Source organism: Streptomyces sp. Y7, assembly GCF_043195415.1.
Lineage (GTDB): Bacteria > Actinomycetota > Actinomycetes > Streptomycetales > Streptomycetaceae > Streptomyces.
This window is the reverse complement of sequence record NZ_JBIDDQ010000003.1, coordinates 204,901-219,316: the sequence shown is the minus strand read 5'-3', so window position 1 is coordinate 219,316 and position 14,416 is coordinate 204,901. Positions and strand designations below refer to the sequence as shown.

At 70.6% G+C, this 14,416-nt stretch carries 14 protein-coding genes; 9 read left to right on the top strand and 5 right to left on the bottom strand.

What is annotated here, in order from left to right; genetic code table 11:
• Window positions 1-175 precede the first annotated feature (175 nt).
• The 4 genes from ACGFW6_RS12080 to ACGFW6_RS12065 all read left to right on the top strand — a co-directional run bounded on the left by ACGFW6_RS12080 (window position 176) and on the right by ACGFW6_RS12065 (window position 4,694).
• Window positions 176-997, top strand: coding sequence for an intradiol ring-cleavage dioxygenase (locus ACGFW6_RS12080; protein ID WP_393507315.1), 822 nt, complete (start codon window positions 176-178; stop codon window positions 995-997).
• Window positions 998-1,125: 128 nt separating this feature from the next.
• Window positions 1,126-2,952 (top strand): acyl-CoA dehydrogenase, encoded by a 1,827-nt coding sequence (locus tag ACGFW6_RS12075; protein WP_393507829.1) that lies wholly within the window; start codon window positions 1,126-1,128, stop codon window positions 2,950-2,952.
• 132 nt (window positions 2,953-3,084) lie between these two features.
• Window positions 3,085-4,380 (top strand): M18 family aminopeptidase, encoded by a 1,296-nt coding sequence (locus ACGFW6_RS12070; protein WP_393507313.1) that lies wholly within the window; start codon window positions 3,085-3,087, stop codon window positions 4,378-4,380.
• A 59-nt stretch (window positions 4,381-4,439) separates the two neighbouring features.
• On the top strand, window positions 4,440-4,694 hold the full coding sequence (locus tag ACGFW6_RS12065; RefSeq protein ID WP_393507311.1) for a DUF6458 family protein: 255 nt from the start codon (window positions 4,440-4,442) through the stop codon (window positions 4,692-4,694).
• Here the strand turns inward: ACGFW6_RS12065 and ACGFW6_RS12060 are convergent.
• Window positions 4,682-6,508: an NHL domain-containing thioredoxin family protein gene (locus tag ACGFW6_RS12060; protein WP_393507309.1), complete on the bottom strand. Its 1,827-nt coding sequence runs from the start codon at window positions 6,506-6,508 to the stop codon at window positions 4,682-4,684. The genes ACGFW6_RS12065 and ACGFW6_RS12060 overlap by 13 nt on opposite strands.
• A gap of 29 nt (window positions 6,509-6,537) precedes the next feature.
• Entirely contained in the window at window positions 6,538-6,924 is a 387-nt protein-coding gene (locus ACGFW6_RS12055; protein WP_393507307.1) for a cupin domain-containing protein, read from the bottom strand.
• Between the two features lie 52 nt (window positions 6,925-6,976).
• On the opposite strand from ACGFW6_RS12055, the gene ACGFW6_RS12050 reads away from it, so the two are divergent.
• Both ACGFW6_RS12050 and ACGFW6_RS12045 read left to right on the top strand, forming a co-directional pair.
• Entirely contained in the window at window positions 6,977-7,981 is a 1,005-nt protein-coding gene (locus tag ACGFW6_RS12050) for a helix-turn-helix domain-containing protein (protein ID WP_393507305.1), read from the top strand.
• The gene (locus ACGFW6_RS12045; protein ID WP_393507303.1) at window positions 7,978-8,475 is read left to right on the top strand and encodes an LURP-one-related/scramblase family protein; all 498 of its coding nucleotides are present in this window, start codon (window positions 7,978-7,980) and stop codon (window positions 8,473-8,475) included. The genes ACGFW6_RS12050 and ACGFW6_RS12045 overlap by 4 nt, the downstream gene beginning before the upstream one ends.
• A 36-nt stretch (window positions 8,476-8,511) precedes the next feature.
• Here ACGFW6_RS12045 and ACGFW6_RS12040 read toward each other — a convergent pair whose 3' ends face one another.
• Window positions 8,512-9,330, bottom strand: a complete 819-nt coding sequence (locus tag ACGFW6_RS12040; protein WP_393507301.1) for a carbon-nitrogen family hydrolase — start codon at window positions 9,328-9,330, stop codon at window positions 8,512-8,514.
• A gap of 219 nt (window positions 9,331-9,549) precedes the next feature.
• On the opposite strand from ACGFW6_RS12040, the gene ACGFW6_RS12035 reads away from it, so the two are divergent.
• Together ACGFW6_RS12035 and ACGFW6_RS12030 are read left to right on the top strand one after the other, a co-directional pair.
• Window positions 9,550-10,374, top strand: coding sequence for a maleylpyruvate isomerase family mycothiol-dependent enzyme (locus ACGFW6_RS12035; protein ID WP_393507299.1), 825 nt, complete (start codon window positions 9,550-9,552; stop codon window positions 10,372-10,374).
• A gap of 81 nt (window positions 10,375-10,455) precedes the next feature.
• On the top strand, window positions 10,456-11,253 hold the full coding sequence (locus ACGFW6_RS12030; protein ID WP_393507297.1) for an SAM-dependent methyltransferase: 798 nt from the start codon (window positions 10,456-10,458) through the stop codon (window positions 11,251-11,253).
• Window positions 11,254-11,299: 46 nt separating this feature from the next.
• Here ACGFW6_RS12030 and ACGFW6_RS12025 read toward each other — a convergent pair whose 3' ends face one another.
• Both ACGFW6_RS12025 and ACGFW6_RS12020 read right to left on the bottom strand, forming a co-directional pair.
• Window positions 11,300-12,595 carry a nitrate/nitrite transporter gene (locus tag ACGFW6_RS12025; RefSeq protein ID WP_393507295.1) on the bottom strand — a complete coding sequence of 432 codons (1,296 nt, stop codon included), beginning with the start codon at window positions 12,593-12,595 and terminating at the stop codon, window positions 11,300-11,302.
• Window positions 12,592-13,254: a GntR family transcriptional regulator gene (locus tag ACGFW6_RS12020; protein ID WP_393507293.1), complete on the bottom strand. Its 663-nt coding sequence runs from the start codon at window positions 13,252-13,254 to the stop codon at window positions 12,592-12,594. The genes ACGFW6_RS12025 and ACGFW6_RS12020 overlap by 4 nt, the downstream gene beginning before the upstream one ends.
• A 208-nt stretch (window positions 13,255-13,462) precedes the next feature.
• Here ACGFW6_RS12020 and ACGFW6_RS12015 point away from each other — a divergent pair, with 208 nt between their 5' ends.
• Entirely contained in the window at window positions 13,463-14,362 is a 900-nt protein-coding gene (locus ACGFW6_RS12015) for a D-alanyl-D-alanine carboxypeptidase family protein (protein ID WP_393507292.1), read from the top strand.
• The last annotated feature ends 54 nt before the right edge of the window (window positions 14,363-14,416 follow it).

The window sequence follows — 14,416 nt, the reverse complement described above, 5'->3', positions numbered from 1 at the left end:
CAAGCGTACCGAGCGCGGCCGGGCCGCGGACCGGTACCGGGGGGCCGCGGCGAACCGACAGCGACTCGACAGCGACTCGACAGTCACCACGCTGGTTTCGCACCCCGCGCGCTCATAGCGTCGGGCGGGACGCGAGAAGTGCCGCGCACGGCACCGGACCGGCAAGGGGACAGCCATGCACCAGCACACCGACGAGCACGACCGAGGGCTCTCCCACGACCTCCCGGTCCTCGCCCGCCGCCGCATGATCCGGCTGATGGCGGGGGCGAGCCTGATCCCGCTGGCGGGCTGCACGTCCGAGGACGGGACCACTGCCGGCGCCTCCTCCAAAAGCTCCGGCGACCCCGCCGCCTCCTCGTCCGCCGAGTGCGCGACCATCCCGGACGAGACCGCGGGACCCTTCCCGGGCGACGGCTCAGGGGGCGTGAACGTCCTGAAGGAGAGCGGTGTCGTGCGCAGCGACATCACCGGCAGCTTCGGCGACTCCGCGGGCGGCACCGCCGAGGGCGTGCCCCTGACCGTCACGCTCACCGTGGTGGACGCCGCCTCCGGCTGCGGGACGCCGAGGAAGGGCGCGGCCGTCTACCTCTGGCACTGCGACCGCGACGGCAACTACTCCCTGTACTCGGAGGGCGTCACCGAGGAGAACTACCTGCGCGGCGTGCAGGAGACCGACGACCAGGGTCAGGTCACGTTCAAGAGCGTCTTCCCCGGCTGCTACGCGGGCCGCTGGCCGCACCTGCACTTCGAGGTGTACGGCAGCCTCGCGGACGCCACCGCGGCGACCTCGATCACGCACACCTCGCAGCTGGCCTTCCCGGAGGACGTCTGCGACATCGTGTACGCCTCGGACGGCTACGAGAGGAGCGTGGGCAACCTGAGCGGTCTCTCCCTGGAGAGCGACGGGATCTTCAGCGACGGCCACGACCAGCAGATGGCCGCCATGCAGGGGAGTGTGGCGCGGGGATACACGGCGACACTGACGGTTCCGGTGTGACCTGTCACAGATCGCGGATCGGGGTTGCGTCTTATTACTGGCGGGTAGCATCATCGTAGCTACTTGTTGGTACGTGAACTAGCGCGAGGATCCAAGTGCCTCGCCGATCCCTCTACGGAGTCGTCACCATGGGGCACTACAAGTCGAACCTCCGCGACATCGAGTTCAACCTCTTCGAAGTACTCGGACGCGACAAGCTGTACGGCACGGGTCCGTTCGAGGAGATGGACGTCGAGACCGCGAAAAGCATCCTGGAGGAGCTGACGCGGCTCGCGGAGAACGAGCTGGCCGAGTCCTTCGCCGACGCCGACCGCAACCCGCCGGTCTTCGACCCCGAGACGAACACCGCGCCCGTCCCGGCGTCCTTCAAGAAGAGCTACAAGGCCTTCATGGACTCCGAGTACTGGCGTCTCGGCCTGCCCGAGGCCATCGGCGGCACGACCGCGCCGCCGTCCCTGATCTGGTCGTACGCGGAGCTGATCCTCGGCTCGAACCCGGCCGTGTGGATGTACACCTCCGGCCCGGCGTTCGCAGGCATCCTCCACGACGAGGGCACCGACGTCCAGAAGAAGATCGCGCAGATCGCCGTCGAGCGGACCTGGGGCTCCACCATGGTCCTCACCGAGCCCGACGCGGGTTCGGACGTGGGCGCCGGCCGCACCAAGGCGGTCCAGCAGGAGGACGGCTCCTGGCACATCGAGGGCGTGAAGCGCTTCATCACCTCCGGTGAGCACGACATGGAGGAGAACATCCTCCACTACGTCCTCGCGCGCCCCGAGGGCGCCGGCCCCGGCACCAAGGGCCTGTCCCTCTTCCTCGTCCCGAAGTACCTCTTCGACTTCGAGACCGGCGAGCTGGGCGAGCGCAACGGCGTCTACGCCACGAACGTCGAGCACAAGATGGGCCTGAAGGCCTCCAACACCTGCGAGATGACCTTCGGCGACCGGCACCCCGCCAAGGGCTGGCTGATCGGCGACAAGCACGACGGCATCCGCCAGATGTTCCGCATCATCGAGTTCGCCCGCATGATGGTCGGCACGAAGGCGATCTCCACGCTGTCGACGGGCTACCTGAACGCGCTGGAGTACGCCAAGGAGCGCGTGCAGGGCCCCGACCTCGCGAACTTCATGGACAAGTCCGCGCCCAAGGTCACCATCACCCACCACCCCGACGTGCGCCGCTCGCTGATGACGCAGAAGGCGTACGCGGAGGGCATGCGCGCCCTGGTGCTGTACACCGCCTCGGTCCAGGACTCGATCGCCGTCAAGGAGGCCGCCGGCGAGGACGCCAAGGCCGAGCACGCGCTGAACGACCTGCTCCTGCCGATCGTTAAGGGCTACGGCTCCGAGAAGGGCTACGAGCAGCTCGCGCAGTCGCTGCAGACCTTCGGCGGCTCCGGGTTCCTCCAGGAGTACCCGATCGAGCAGTACATCCGCGACGCCAAGATCGACACCCTCTACGAGGGCACCACCGCGATCCAGGGCCAGGACTACTTCTTCCGGAAGATCGTCCGCAACCAGGGCGCGGCCCTGAACTCCCTCGCCGAGGACATCAAGAAGTTCCTGGCGCTCGCAGAGGGCGGCGAGGAACTGGCCGGCGCCCGCGAGCACCTCGCGAAGGCCGCCGTGGAGCTGGAGGCGATCGTCGGTCTGATGCTGACCGACCTCGCGGCCACCGAGCAGGACGTCAAGAACATCTACAAGGTCGGGCTCAACACCACCCGCCTGCTGCTGGCCTCCGGTGACGTCGTCGTCGGCTACCTGCTGCTGAAGGGCGCCGCGATCGCCGCCGAGAAGCTCCGGACGGCCTCCTCCAAGGACAAGGCGTTCTACCAGGGCAAGATCGCGGCGGCCAAGTTCTTCGCGGCCAACGTCCTGCCGGGCGTCACCGGTGCGCGCAAGCTCGCCGAGGGTGTCGACCTGGACCTGATGGAGCTGGACGAAGCGGCCTTCTAGCCGGACCGGGGCGGTGCCGCCGCCCCTTTCCAGCCAGTCGTTCCAGTCACTCACGGACATTCCACATCGCCCTTACGAGGGCCCGCTCCCCTTCTCCGGGAGCGGGCCCTCGTACGTCGTTAAGGTGAACCCATGAGCGAACCCCCCCGCTTCGACCGCGGCCACACCGACGACCTCATGTCCTTCCTGGCGGCGAGCCCGTCGCCGTACCACGCCGTGGCGAACGCCGCCGAAAGGCTGGAAAAGGCCGGATTCAGGCAGGTCGCGGAGACGGACGCCTGGGACGCGACGAGCGGTGGCAAGTACGTGCTGCGCGGTGGCGCGATCGTGGCCTGGTACGTCCCCGAGGGCGCGGCGCCCCACACGCCGTTCCGCATCGTCGGCGCGCACACGGACTCCCCCAACCTGCGGGTGAAGCCGCTGCCCGACACCGGCGGGCACGGCTGGCGCCAGGTGGCCGTGGAGATCTACGGCGGACCGCTGCTCAACTCCTGGCTCGACCGCGACCTGGGCCTCGCCGGCCGGCTGACGCTGCGGGACGGCTCGACGCGGCTGGTGAACGTGGACCGTCCGCTGCTGCGCGTCCCCCAGCTCGCCATCCACCTGGACCGCTCGGTCTCCGCGGAGGGGCTCAAGCTCGACAAGCAGCGCCACCTCCAGCCCGTCTGGGGCCTCGGCGAGGTGCGCGACGGCGACCTGATCGCCTTCCTCGAGGAGACCGCCGGGCTGGCGGCCGGCGAGGTCGCGGGCTGGGACCTGATGGTCCACTCCATCGAGGCGCCCGCGTACCTGGGCCGGGACAAGGAGCTCGTCGCGGGCCCCCGCATGGACAACCTGCTGTCGGTGCACGCCGGTACGGCGGCGCTCGCCGCGGTGGCCGGCTCCGGCGCCGGGCTGCCCTGCATCCCGGTGCTCGCCGCCTTCGACCACGAGGAGAACGGCTCGCAGAGCGACACCGGCGCGGACGGCCCGTTGCTGGGCAGCGTCCTGGAGCGCTCGGTGTTCGCGCGCGGCGGGTCGTACGAGGACCGGGCGCGCGCCTTCGCGGGCACCGTCTGTCTCTCCTCCGACACGGGCCACGCGGTCCACCCCAACTACGCCGAGCGCCACGACCCGACGCACCACCCGCGCGTCAACGGCGGGCCGATCCTGAAGGTCAACGTCAACAACCGTTACGCGACCGACGGTTCGGGCCGGGCGGTGTGGGCGGCGGCCTGCGAGAAGGCCGAAGTCCCCTTCCAGTCCTTCGTCTCCAACAACTCCATGCCCTGCGGCACCACCATCGGCCCGATCACGGCGGCACGGCACGGCATCAAGACCGTCGACATCGGCGTGGCGATCCTCTCGATGCACAGCGTGCGGGAGTTGTGCGGCGCGGACGACCCGTGGCTGCTGGCCAATTCGCTGGTGGCGTTCCTGGAGGGGTAGTTCGGGATACGTGGGGTACTCGCCTCCGACCGGAACCACCGGACAGGGAGGCGACACATATGGGCCTCGGCGGCTGCATCATCCTCATCGCCGTGGGAGCCATCCTCACGTTCGCGACCGACTGGGAGATGGAGGGCGTCAATCTCGACCTCGTCGGCGTCATCTTCATGATCGTGGGACTGATCGGCGTCACGACGTTCAGCAGCATCGCCCGGCGCAAGCGCGTGGTGGTGCCCCCGACGACCCCGGTCGTCGGGGAAGAACCGCACCACCACCCGCGCCGGGACGGATACAGCGACGGCTACGGCGTCTGAGCGTCCATCCCGGCGAGCACCAGCGGGAGGCGGTCCGCGCCCGTCTCGGCCAGGCGGACCGGCACGCCCCAGTCCTGCTGGTGCACATGGCAGGCGGGGTAGGCGTTGTCCGGGTCGTCGTCGCAGGACGCGGCCGTCGCCGAGACGTGCAGGACGCCTTCGGGCACCTCGGGGTCGAGTTCGAGGATCCTCGAGAGGCCGGTGTCCGCGCCCGCCCCGGCTCGCAGCAGCCCGGGCGGCGTCGCGGAGACCAGCAGACGGGTCGAGGGGCCGTACCGGGTGTCGAGCTTCTGGCCCGCCGGGGCCTCGAAGATCACGTCCAAGTGCAGCCTGCCGGGGGTGACTTCGGTCGTTGCGCGACGGGTGCGGTGGGCGACCGCCTCCACGCGTACGGCCTCCTCCGGCAGGCGCAGCCGGGTCAGCCGGTGCCGGGCCGACTCCACGACCACGATGTCGTCGCCGGCCAGCACCGCGTGCGACGGCTCCCTCAGGTCCGTCGCCAGGGTCGTGACCTCGCCGGTCGCCGGGTCGTAGCGGCGCAGGGCGTGGTTGTAGGTGTCGCTGACCGCGACCGAGCCGTCGGGCAGGGCCGTGACTCCCAACGGGTGCTGGAGCAGGGCCTGTCCGGCGGCACCGTCCCGGTGACCGAAGTCGAAGAGGCCGGTGCCGACCGCGGTGTGGACGGCGCCGTCGCGGTCGACCCAGCGCAGCGCCGAGGTCTCCGAGTCGGCCAGCCACAGCCGCTCCGGCGTCGCCGCAAGACCCGACGGCTGGGCGAACCAGGCCTCGGCGGCCGGGCCGTCGACGAGACCCTCGTTGGAGGTGCCGGCGGTGACGGAGACGGTGCCGGCGTCCGGGTCGTACACCCACAGCTGATGGATGCCGGCCATGGCGATCCAGACCTTGCCGTGCCACCAGGCCACGTCCCACGGTGAGGACAGGTTGACCTCGCGCGCGGGGCCGGAGGTGGCGTCGCCCCGCATCCACTGGTCGCCGGTGCCCGCGAGGGTGGTGGTGCGGCCGCTGTCCGGGTCGAAGCGCCGCAGGGCGTGGTTCACCGTGTCGGCGACGACGACCGAGCCGTCCGGCAACAGCGCGAGACCCTGCGGCTCGTTGAAGCGCGCGTGCTGCGAGGTGCCGTCGGCGAGTCCCCGGCCGCCCTCCCCGATCCGCCGGACGACGCTCTCCCCGTCCGCCTCCAGCTCCACGAGCTGATGCCGGGTGGTGTCGCTGACCAGGAAGTTCCCGCTCGGCAGAAGCAGCGCCCGGCCCGGAAAACGCAGCACCGTCGGCTCCGGCTCAGGTGCCACGTACGGTCCGTCGCCGCGCCGCAGGGTGCCCTTCGCCTCGTGCTCCGCCTCCAGCTCGGTCACCAGGCGCTCGATGGCGTGCACATGGCCCTCACCGGCGTGCTGCGCGACGACATAGCCCTCGGGATCGATCACGACGAGCGTCGGCCAGGCCCGCACCGCGTACTGCTTCCAGGTGGCGAGCTCGGGGTCGTCCAGCACGGGATGCCCGACGCCGTACCGCTCCACGGCGTCGACGACCGCCTCGTGCTCGGCCTCGTGCACGAACTTCGGCGAGTGCACCCCTACGACGACGACCGTGTCCCGGTGCTTGTGCTCCAGCTCCCTGAGCTCGTCCAGGACGTGCAGGCAGTTGATGCAGCAGAACGTCCAGAAGTCCAGGACGACGATGCGTCCGCGCAGGTCGGCGAGGCTGTACGGGTGGCCGCCCGTGTTCAGCCAGCCGCCCTTGCCGACCAGCTCGGGGGCGCGGACGCGGACGCGTCGGGGTGCGGAGTCGTTCATGCCCCCAGGGTGCCAGCCGTCACTGACAGTCAGCTCAGGGCGTGCCCGGTGGTGGCGTCCACATGCGCCGGTACCTCCTCGTGGCGGTCGCCGACCGTCAGGGTGCCGGTGGGTTCGAGGAGGAGGATGGCTGTGGGGGCGGGGGCGTACGGCTTGTGTTCGATGCCGCGGGGGACCGTGAAGACCGAGCCCTTGGGCAGGACGACGGTGCGTTCCGTGCCGGCCTCGCGCAGGGAGATGTGCAGTTCGCCGTCGAGGACCAGGAAGAACTCGTCGGTGTGGTCGTGGACGTGCCAGACGTGTTCGCCGTCGACCTTGGCCACGCGGACGTCGTAGTCGTTGACGGCCGTGACGATGCGCGGGCTCCAGGTCCGGGTGAAGGAGGCGAGGGCGGCGTCGAGCGAGATGGGTTCCATGCGCTCATCGTGCGGGGTGGTCCCGGCGGAGTGTGAGTGCTAGGAATCGCATATGGCGCATGGATCCTCTCAGCCGCTGCCCGGGCACCGGGTGGCCGTGATCGTCGACGAGGGCACCAACCCCTTCGAGGTCGGCGTCGCCACCGAGCTGTTCGGGCTGCCGCGGCCCGAACTGGGGCTCGCCGGACCGCTGTACGACGTGACGCTGTGCGCGCCCACGCGCGAGGTGCGGATGAACCACGGCTTCTTCACGATGACCGGCATCGCCGCACTGGACGCGGTCGACGAGGCGGACACCCTCGTCGTGCCCGGCCGCCCGGACAACGTCGTCCCACGCGGGGCCGCCGTACGCGACGCGATCCGGCGCACGCACGCGCGTGGCGCACGCGTGATGAGCCTGTGCACCGGAAGCTTCGCGCTCGCCGAGGCGGGGCTGCTGGAGGGACGCCGGGCCACCACCCACTGGCGCTGGGCCGACGCCTTCCGGGCGCTGCATCCGGGGGTGCTGCTGGAACCGGACGTGCTGTTCGTCGACGACGGCGACATCCTGACCGCCTCGGGCAGCGCCGCCGCGCTCGACCTGTGCCTGCACGTCGTACGGCGCGACCATGGCGCCGAGGTCGCCAACGCGGTCTCGCGCAGGCTGGTGTTCGCCGCGCACCGGGACGGCGGGCAGAAGCAGTTCGTGGAGCGGCCGCTGCCGGACGTGCCGGACGAGTCGCTGGCCCCGTTGCTGGCGTGGGCGCAGGCACGGCTGGGGGAGCCGCTGACCGTGGCGGACCTGGCGGCGCGGGCGGCGGTGTCGCCGGCGACCCTGCACCGGCGCTTCCGTGCGCAGCTGGGGACGACACCGCTGGCCTGGCTGACGGGGGAGCGGGTCACGCTCGCGTGCCGCCTGATCGAGCGCGGCGAGGAGCGCCTGGACGTGGTCGCGGCCCGCAGCGGACTGGGCACCGCGGCGAACCTGCGCGCGCGGGTGCGGCGCGAGACCGGGCTCAGCCCGTCGGCCTACAGACGGCGTTTCGGGCCGGGCGGCGGGGAACCCCTGGTGACATGAGATTCCTCGTACGCGACCGGCTCCTCGGCTTCGGTGACGACTACTGGATCGAGGACGACCAGGGCAGACGGGTGTTCCTCGTCGACGGCAAGGCCATGCGGCTGCGGGACACCTTCGAGCTGAAGGACACACAGGGAAACGTCGTCATCGACATCCACCAGAAGATGTTCGCCCTGCGCGACACGATGGTGATCGAGCGGGGCGGCGGGCCCCTGGCCACGATCCGCCGCAAACGGCTGTCCCTGCTGCGCAACCACTACCGGGTGGCCCTGGCCGACGGCAGTACCGAACTCGACGTCAGCGGCAAGATCCTGGACCGCGAGTTCGCCATCGAGTACGACGGTGAACTGCTGGCCGTGGTCTCCCGCCGCTGGATGCACATCCGCGACACCTACGGCGTGGACGTCGTCCGGGACGACGCCGACCCGGCGCTGCTGATCGCGGTCGCGGTGTGCGTGATCCACCTGGCGGAGAAGGAGCGGGGGGAGGACTGAGGACGGTCCCGGCGGCCGGCGCCGCCGGGGTCCGGGTCAGCGGCGCGGCGGTGCCAGACCCAGCATGCGGTCCTTGAGCGCCGGGAACTGATCCCGTGTCACCGCGACCTTCCCCGGGTCGAACTCCACCGTCAGGACCTGCTCCCCCGCACCGGCCTGCGCCAGCACCTCGCCCCACGGATCGACCACGATCGAGTGACCGGCCTGCGGAACTCCGGCGTGCGTCCCGGCCGTTCCACAGGCGAGCACGAACGCCTGGTTCTCCACCGCCCGCGCCTGAGCCAGCAGCGTCCAGTGCGCCCGGCGGCGCTCCGGCCAGCCCGCGGGGACGACCAGGGTCTCGGCGCCGGCGTCGACGAGACCGCGGAAGAGTTCGGGGAAACGGAGGTCGTAGCAGGTGGCGACGCCCAGCGTGGTCTCGGGCAGCCGGACCGTCACGAGGTCCTCGCCCGCGGCCATCAGCACCGCTTCGCCCTTGTCGAAGCCGAACCGGTGGATCTTGCGGTACGCGGCGGCGAGCTCACCGGAGGGGGAGAAGAGCAGAGAAGTGTTGTAGAGGAGTCCGTCGCCCGTGGCGGAGCCGCTGCCGGCCGGAACCCGCTCGGGGATCGAGCCCGCGTGCAGCCACACACCCGCCTCGCTCGCGGCCTTCGCCATCGCCTCGTAGGTCGGCCCCTGAAGCGGCTCGGCCTCGCTGCCGAACCCCTCGTAGGCGAACGCCCCGGTGGTCCACAGCTCCGGCAGCACGACCAGATCGGCCCCGGCCTGTTCCCGTACCAGCGACGCTACGCGACTACGGCGCGATTCGACCGATTCGCCCTCATTGACGTCGATCTGGAGCAGAGAGGCGCGCACATTACCACCGTCCTGGCATTCGAGCCGTCCATACGGGCCTACGATCGTCACACGAAAGCACTGCCGGGGTGCCTCACAGCAGCGTAACTTGGGGGTCCCCCTGGTTCGAGCGAAGTCGAGAACCGGGGGAGTTCCAAGACACCCGCCGCCTCCCCCACTGGCACCGCCGCCACAACCTGCCCGCGTACCGACGTACCAACCGCCGAGGGGTCCCGTTCCGTGAGTCTGCATCCCACCCTCCAGCCCTACGCCGACGCCTGGACCCACTCCATCGAAGCGATATCCGAGCTGGTGACGCCGCTCGTCGAGGGCGAGTGGAACCGGCGAACGCCGTGCCCCGGCTGGTCGGTGCGCGATGTGGTCTCGCACGTCATCGGCCTGGACTGCGAGATGCTCGGTGACCCGCGTCCCATCCACACACTGCCGCGCGACCTCTTCCACGTCACCAACGACCACCAGCGGTACATGGAGATGCAGGTCGACGTCCGCCGTCACCACACGGCGCCGGAGATGACCTCCGAGCTCGAGTACACGATCATCCGCCGCAACCGGCAGCTGCGGAACGAGTCCCGTGACCCCGGCACCAAGGTGCGCGGGCCGCTCGGCACGGAGCTCACCCTGGAGGACTCGATGCGCGGCCACGCCTTCGACGTGTGGGTGCACGAGCAGGACCTGCGCGCCGCGCTCGGCCGTCCCGGCAACCTCGACTCCCCCGGCGCGCACGTGGCCCGGGACGTCTTGCTGGCCCAGCTGCCCGAGATCGTCGCCGCCAAGGCCGACGCCCCGCGCAGCTCGGCGATCGTCCTCGACGTGCACGGCCCGATCGAGTTCCTGCGCACGATCCGCGTCGACATCCAGGGCCGCGGCACCCTCGAGACGGCCCCCGCCCTCGGCCCCGCCGCCACCCTCACCCTCGACTGGGAGACCTTCGTCCGCCTCGCCTGCGGCCGTGTCACGCCGGAGTCGGTGGCGGACCGGCTGAAGACGGAGGGCGACCCGCATCTGACGGCGGCGATCCTGCGGAACTTCACGGTCACGCAGTAGGGCGCCCGCAGCGGGGCGGGCAGGGGCGACGGGCAGGAAAACCGGTGTCGTCCGCTGCCCGGCCGCGGCTACCGTCCCGGCGTGACCGACACCGAGACACCCACCGCGTCCGCACCCACGTCCCCACCCGCCGGGCCCCCGCGGCTGACCCGACTGACCTTCCACGGCCCGCTGTCCGAGGCCCGGGCGCACGGTCTGGTTCAGCGGCTGACCCACACGGATCCTCGTACGGTCCTCGACATCGGCTGCGGCTGGGGCGAGTTGCTGCTCCGCGTCCTCGCCGCCGCGCCGCGGGCAACCGGCGTCGGGGTGGACCTCAACGTGGAGGACCTCGACCGCGGCCGGCGCAACGCCGAGGCAAGGGGGCTGGCCGAACGGGCCGAGTTCGTCGAGGAGTCCGCGACGGGTACCGCCCGCGGCCCCGCCGACCTGGTCCTGTGCGTCGGTTCGAGCCATGCCCTCGGCGCTGCCGAGCCGCCCGGGCATCTCCCCGAAGCGCTCGGTGAACTGCGCCGTCTGGTCAGCGACGACGGCCGCGTCCTGCTCGGCGAGGGCTTCTGGCAGCGTCCTCCGACCACGACCGAACTCGCCGGCATGTGGCCGCGGGCTGCGGTGACCGACCACCCCGACCTCGCCGGGCTTCTCGACGCCGTGGTCGCCGCCGGGTTCCGCCCGGAGTGGACGGAGACGGCGAACCTCGACGAGTGGGAGGAGTTCGAGTCGGCCTATCAGGCGGACGTCGAGGTGTGGCTGGCGCGGAACCCCGGGCACCCGCTGGCGGACGAGACCCGCGAGCGCCTCGACCGCCATCGCGCCCAGTGGATGAGCTCCCGCGGGGTGCTGGGGCTCGCGTATCTCACGCTCGTCCCGGCCCTCTGACACTCGCGGGCGACCCGGCTCTTCGTCAACTCACGCGCTCACCGGCTCAGGCGGGAACGTGCACCGTCTCCACCCTGCTGGCGACCAGCCGTTCCCGCTCCCTGCGCGCCGCCCGCCTGCGCAGCCGCAGGATCTGGCTGATCCCCAGGGCCTGCAGGACGAAGACGAACGAGAAGGCGACGCTGTAGTCGTCCCCGGTCGCGTCCAGCAGCACCCCGACCGCGAACAAGGTCGTCATCGAGGCCACGAAACCACCCATGTTGGTGATTCCGGAGGCCGTGCCCTGACGCTCCGGCGGATTCGCCGGGCGGGCGAAGTCGAAGCCGAGCATCGAGGCCGGTCCGCACGCCCCGAGCACCGTGCACAGCGCGATCAGCAGCCACATCGGCGCCGTCTCGCCGGGCCAGAGCAGCGTCGTCGCCCACATCGCCGCCGTCGCCGCGACGGTGCCGAGCGCCAGCGGGAGGCGTGCCTCGTGGTGCCGGGCCACGACCTGGCCGTAGACCAGGCCGACCACCATGTTGGACAGGACGACGAGGGTGAGCAGTTCACCGGCCGTGGCCCGGGACAGCCCCTGCGCCTCCACCAGGAAGGGCATCCCCCACAGCAGCAGGAAGACCATCGCCGGGAACTGCGTCGTGAAATGCACCCACAGGCCCAGCCGGGTGCCCGGCTCCCGCCAGGACGCGGCGATCTGACGTCGTACGTACGCCGAGCCCTGGTGCGGCAGCGGCTCCGGCTCGTGCCCCTCGGGGTGGTCCTTCAGGAACAGCAGGGTCAGCACGAGCACCACGGCGCCCGCGCCGGCGCTGCCCGCGAAGGCCGCCGTCCAGCCCACCCCGTGCAGCAGCCGCGCCAGCACCAGGGTGGAGACCAGGTTGCCGGCCATGCCCGCGAGGCCCGCGAGCTGGGCGATCAGCGGGCCGCGCCGGGCCGGGAACCAGCGGGTGCCGAGCCGCAGCACGCTGATGAACGTCATCGCGTCGCCGCAGCCCAGCAGCGCGCGCGAGGCGAGGGCCGTGCCGTACGACGGCGAGAAGGCGAAGCCGAGTTGGCCCGCGGTGAACAGCACCGTGCCGATGGCCAGCACCTTCTTGGTGCCGAGCCGGTCGACGAGCAGGCCGACGGGTATCTGCATGCCCGCGTACACGAGCAGTTGAAGGATCGAGAACGTCGACAGGGCCGAGGCGCCCACGTCGAAGCGGTCCGCGGCGTCGAGGCCGGCGACCCCGAGCGACGTACGGAAGATGACGGCGACGAAGTAGACCGAGACGCCTATGCCCCAGACGGCGACGGCGCGGCGGCCGCCTGGAGGGTCGCCCGGCAGCCCTGCGGACCTCATCGTTCCTCACCCCGCGCGAGGTGCGAGAACCAGTCGATGTGACGGTGGACCAGCCCGACGGCGGCCTCGGTGTCCCCGGAGCGCAGGGCCCGCAGGATCTCCTCGTGCTCGACGAGGGTCTTGGCGATGCGGTCGGGGTGGGAGTACATGACCGCGACGCCCATGCGCAGTTGCCGGTCGCGCAGCTGGTCGTAGAGCCGGGACAGGATCTCGTTGCCCCCGCTGCGGACGATCTCCGCGTGGAAGCAGCGGTCGGTGACGGCGGCTGCGGCGAGGTCGCCGGCGGCGGCCTGTTCCTTCTGCCGGGCGAGCAGTTCCTCCAGGCGCTCGATGAGTCCGGGCGGGGCGGGGACGGCCTTGCGCGCCGCGTGCTCCTCGACGAGGATCCGCGTCTCCACGACGTCCTTGATCTCCTGTGCGGAGACCGGCAGGACCAGGGCACCCTTTTTCGGGTAAAGCTTGATCAGCCCTTCGACCTCCAGGCGCAGCAGTGCCTCCCGCACCGGAGTGCGGGACACGCCGACCGCCTCGGCCAGTTCGCCCTCGGTGAGCAGCGTGCCGCCTTCGTAACGGCGGTCCAGGACACCCTGTTTGACGTGGGTGTAGACGCGGTCGGCGGCGGGTGGCTGCTTGAGGGGTGCGGGCGGGGCGGAAGGCATGCCCACAGCATAGATACAACACGTACGCATGGTGGCGGTCGTCCATCATGCGGACCTCCGGGAAACCCTCCGGCAAAGAAGCAACATTCATGCCAGCCGTGGCACAACCTTGTGTGCTACTTACGTGTCACACACATACGGCCCGGCTTTCTTCCCCTTCCAACGCGGCCGTATATTCGGGGCATTTCGACGCAATCGGGGTATTTAGTTGATCACCGCCACCAAGGGACTCCGTGTCCGCAGAGCCGTCGCCGTCGTCGCGACGGCGGGCGCCATGTTCGCCACCGGCGCCCTCACCGCGGCGCCTGCGCAAGCTGTTACGGCGCCCACCATCACCGCCCCAGGCGGGTATCTGATGAACGGCGCGACCGGTGCGACGCTGTTCACCAAGGCCGCCGACACCAAGCGGCTCACGGCCTCCACCACGAAGATCATGACCGCCAAGGTCGTGCTCTCCCAGACGAACCTGAACCTGGACACCAAGGTGACCATCCGCAGGGAGGTCAGCGACTACATCGTCTCCCGGGGCGCCTCCTCGGCCCGGCTGATCGTCGGTGACAAGGTCACCGTCCGCCAGCTGCTCTACGGGATGATGCTGCCGTCCGGCTGCGACGCCGCGATGGCCCTCGCCGACAAGTTCGGCTCCGGCACCACGGTCAAGGCCCGCACGGCCAACTTCATCGGCAAGATGAACACCATGGCCAAGAGCCTGGGCATGACCAACACGCACTTCGACTCGTTCGACGGCATAAGCAATGGCTCCAACTACTCGACGCCGCGCGACCTGACGAAGCTCGCCCGCAGCGCGATGAAGAGCACTACGTTCAAGGCCGTCGTGAAGACCAAGTCCTACACGGCCAAGACCGTCACCAGTTCCGGGTCCACCCGCACCATGGCGACCTGGTACAACACGAACACCCTGCTCGGCTGGAACGGCACGCTCGGCATCAAGACCGGCTCGGGCACCGAGGCCAAGTACTGCCTCGTCTTCGCCGCCACGCTCAACGGCGAGTCGGTGATGGGCGCCGTCCTCACCGCGTCCTCCGCGGACAACCGCACGGCGGATGTGAAGAAGCTGATCAACTACGGCTACGCCCGTATCAGCTGACGCGTACGTCACATGCAAAGGGGCGGCCACTGAGGAAGTGGCCGCCCCTTTCGC

Excerpts from the sequence above, each read along its gene's own strand:
- ACGFW6_RS12050 (WP_393507305.1), top strand. The coding sequence starts at position 6,977 with ATGGCGCATGGATCCTCTCAGCCGCTGCCCGGGCACCGGGTGGCCGTG.
- ACGFW6_RS12055 (WP_393507307.1), bottom strand. The coding sequence starts at position 6,924 with ATGGAACCCATCTCGCTCGACGCCGCCCTCGCCTCCTTCACCCGGACC.
- ACGFW6_RS12045 (WP_393507303.1), top strand. The coding sequence starts at position 7,978 with ATGAGATTCCTCGTACGCGACCGGCTCCTCGGCTTCGGTGACGACTAC.
- ACGFW6_RS12075 (WP_393507829.1), top strand. The coding sequence starts at position 1,126 with ATGGGGCACTACAAGTCGAACCTCCGCGACATCGAGTTCAACCTCTTC.
- ACGFW6_RS12020 (WP_393507293.1), bottom strand. The coding sequence starts at position 13,254 with ATGCCTTCCGCCCCGCCCGCACCCCTCAAGCAGCCACCCGCCGCCGAC.
- ACGFW6_RS12080 (WP_393507315.1), top strand. The coding sequence starts at position 176 with ATGCACCAGCACACCGACGAGCACGACCGAGGGCTCTCCCACGACCTC.
- ACGFW6_RS12025 (WP_393507295.1), bottom strand. The coding sequence starts at position 12,595 with ATGAGGTCCGCAGGGCTGCCGGGCGACCCTCCAGGCGGCCGCCGCGCC.
- ACGFW6_RS12065 (WP_393507311.1), top strand. The coding sequence starts at position 4,440 with ATGGGCCTCGGCGGCTGCATCATCCTCATCGCCGTGGGAGCCATCCTC.
- ACGFW6_RS12060 (WP_393507309.1), bottom strand. The coding sequence starts at position 6,508 with ATGAACGACTCCGCACCCCGACGCGTCCGCGTCCGCGCCCCCGAGCTG.
- ACGFW6_RS12070 (WP_393507313.1), top strand. The coding sequence starts at position 3,085 with ATGAGCGAACCCCCCCGCTTCGACCGCGGCCACACCGACGACCTCATG.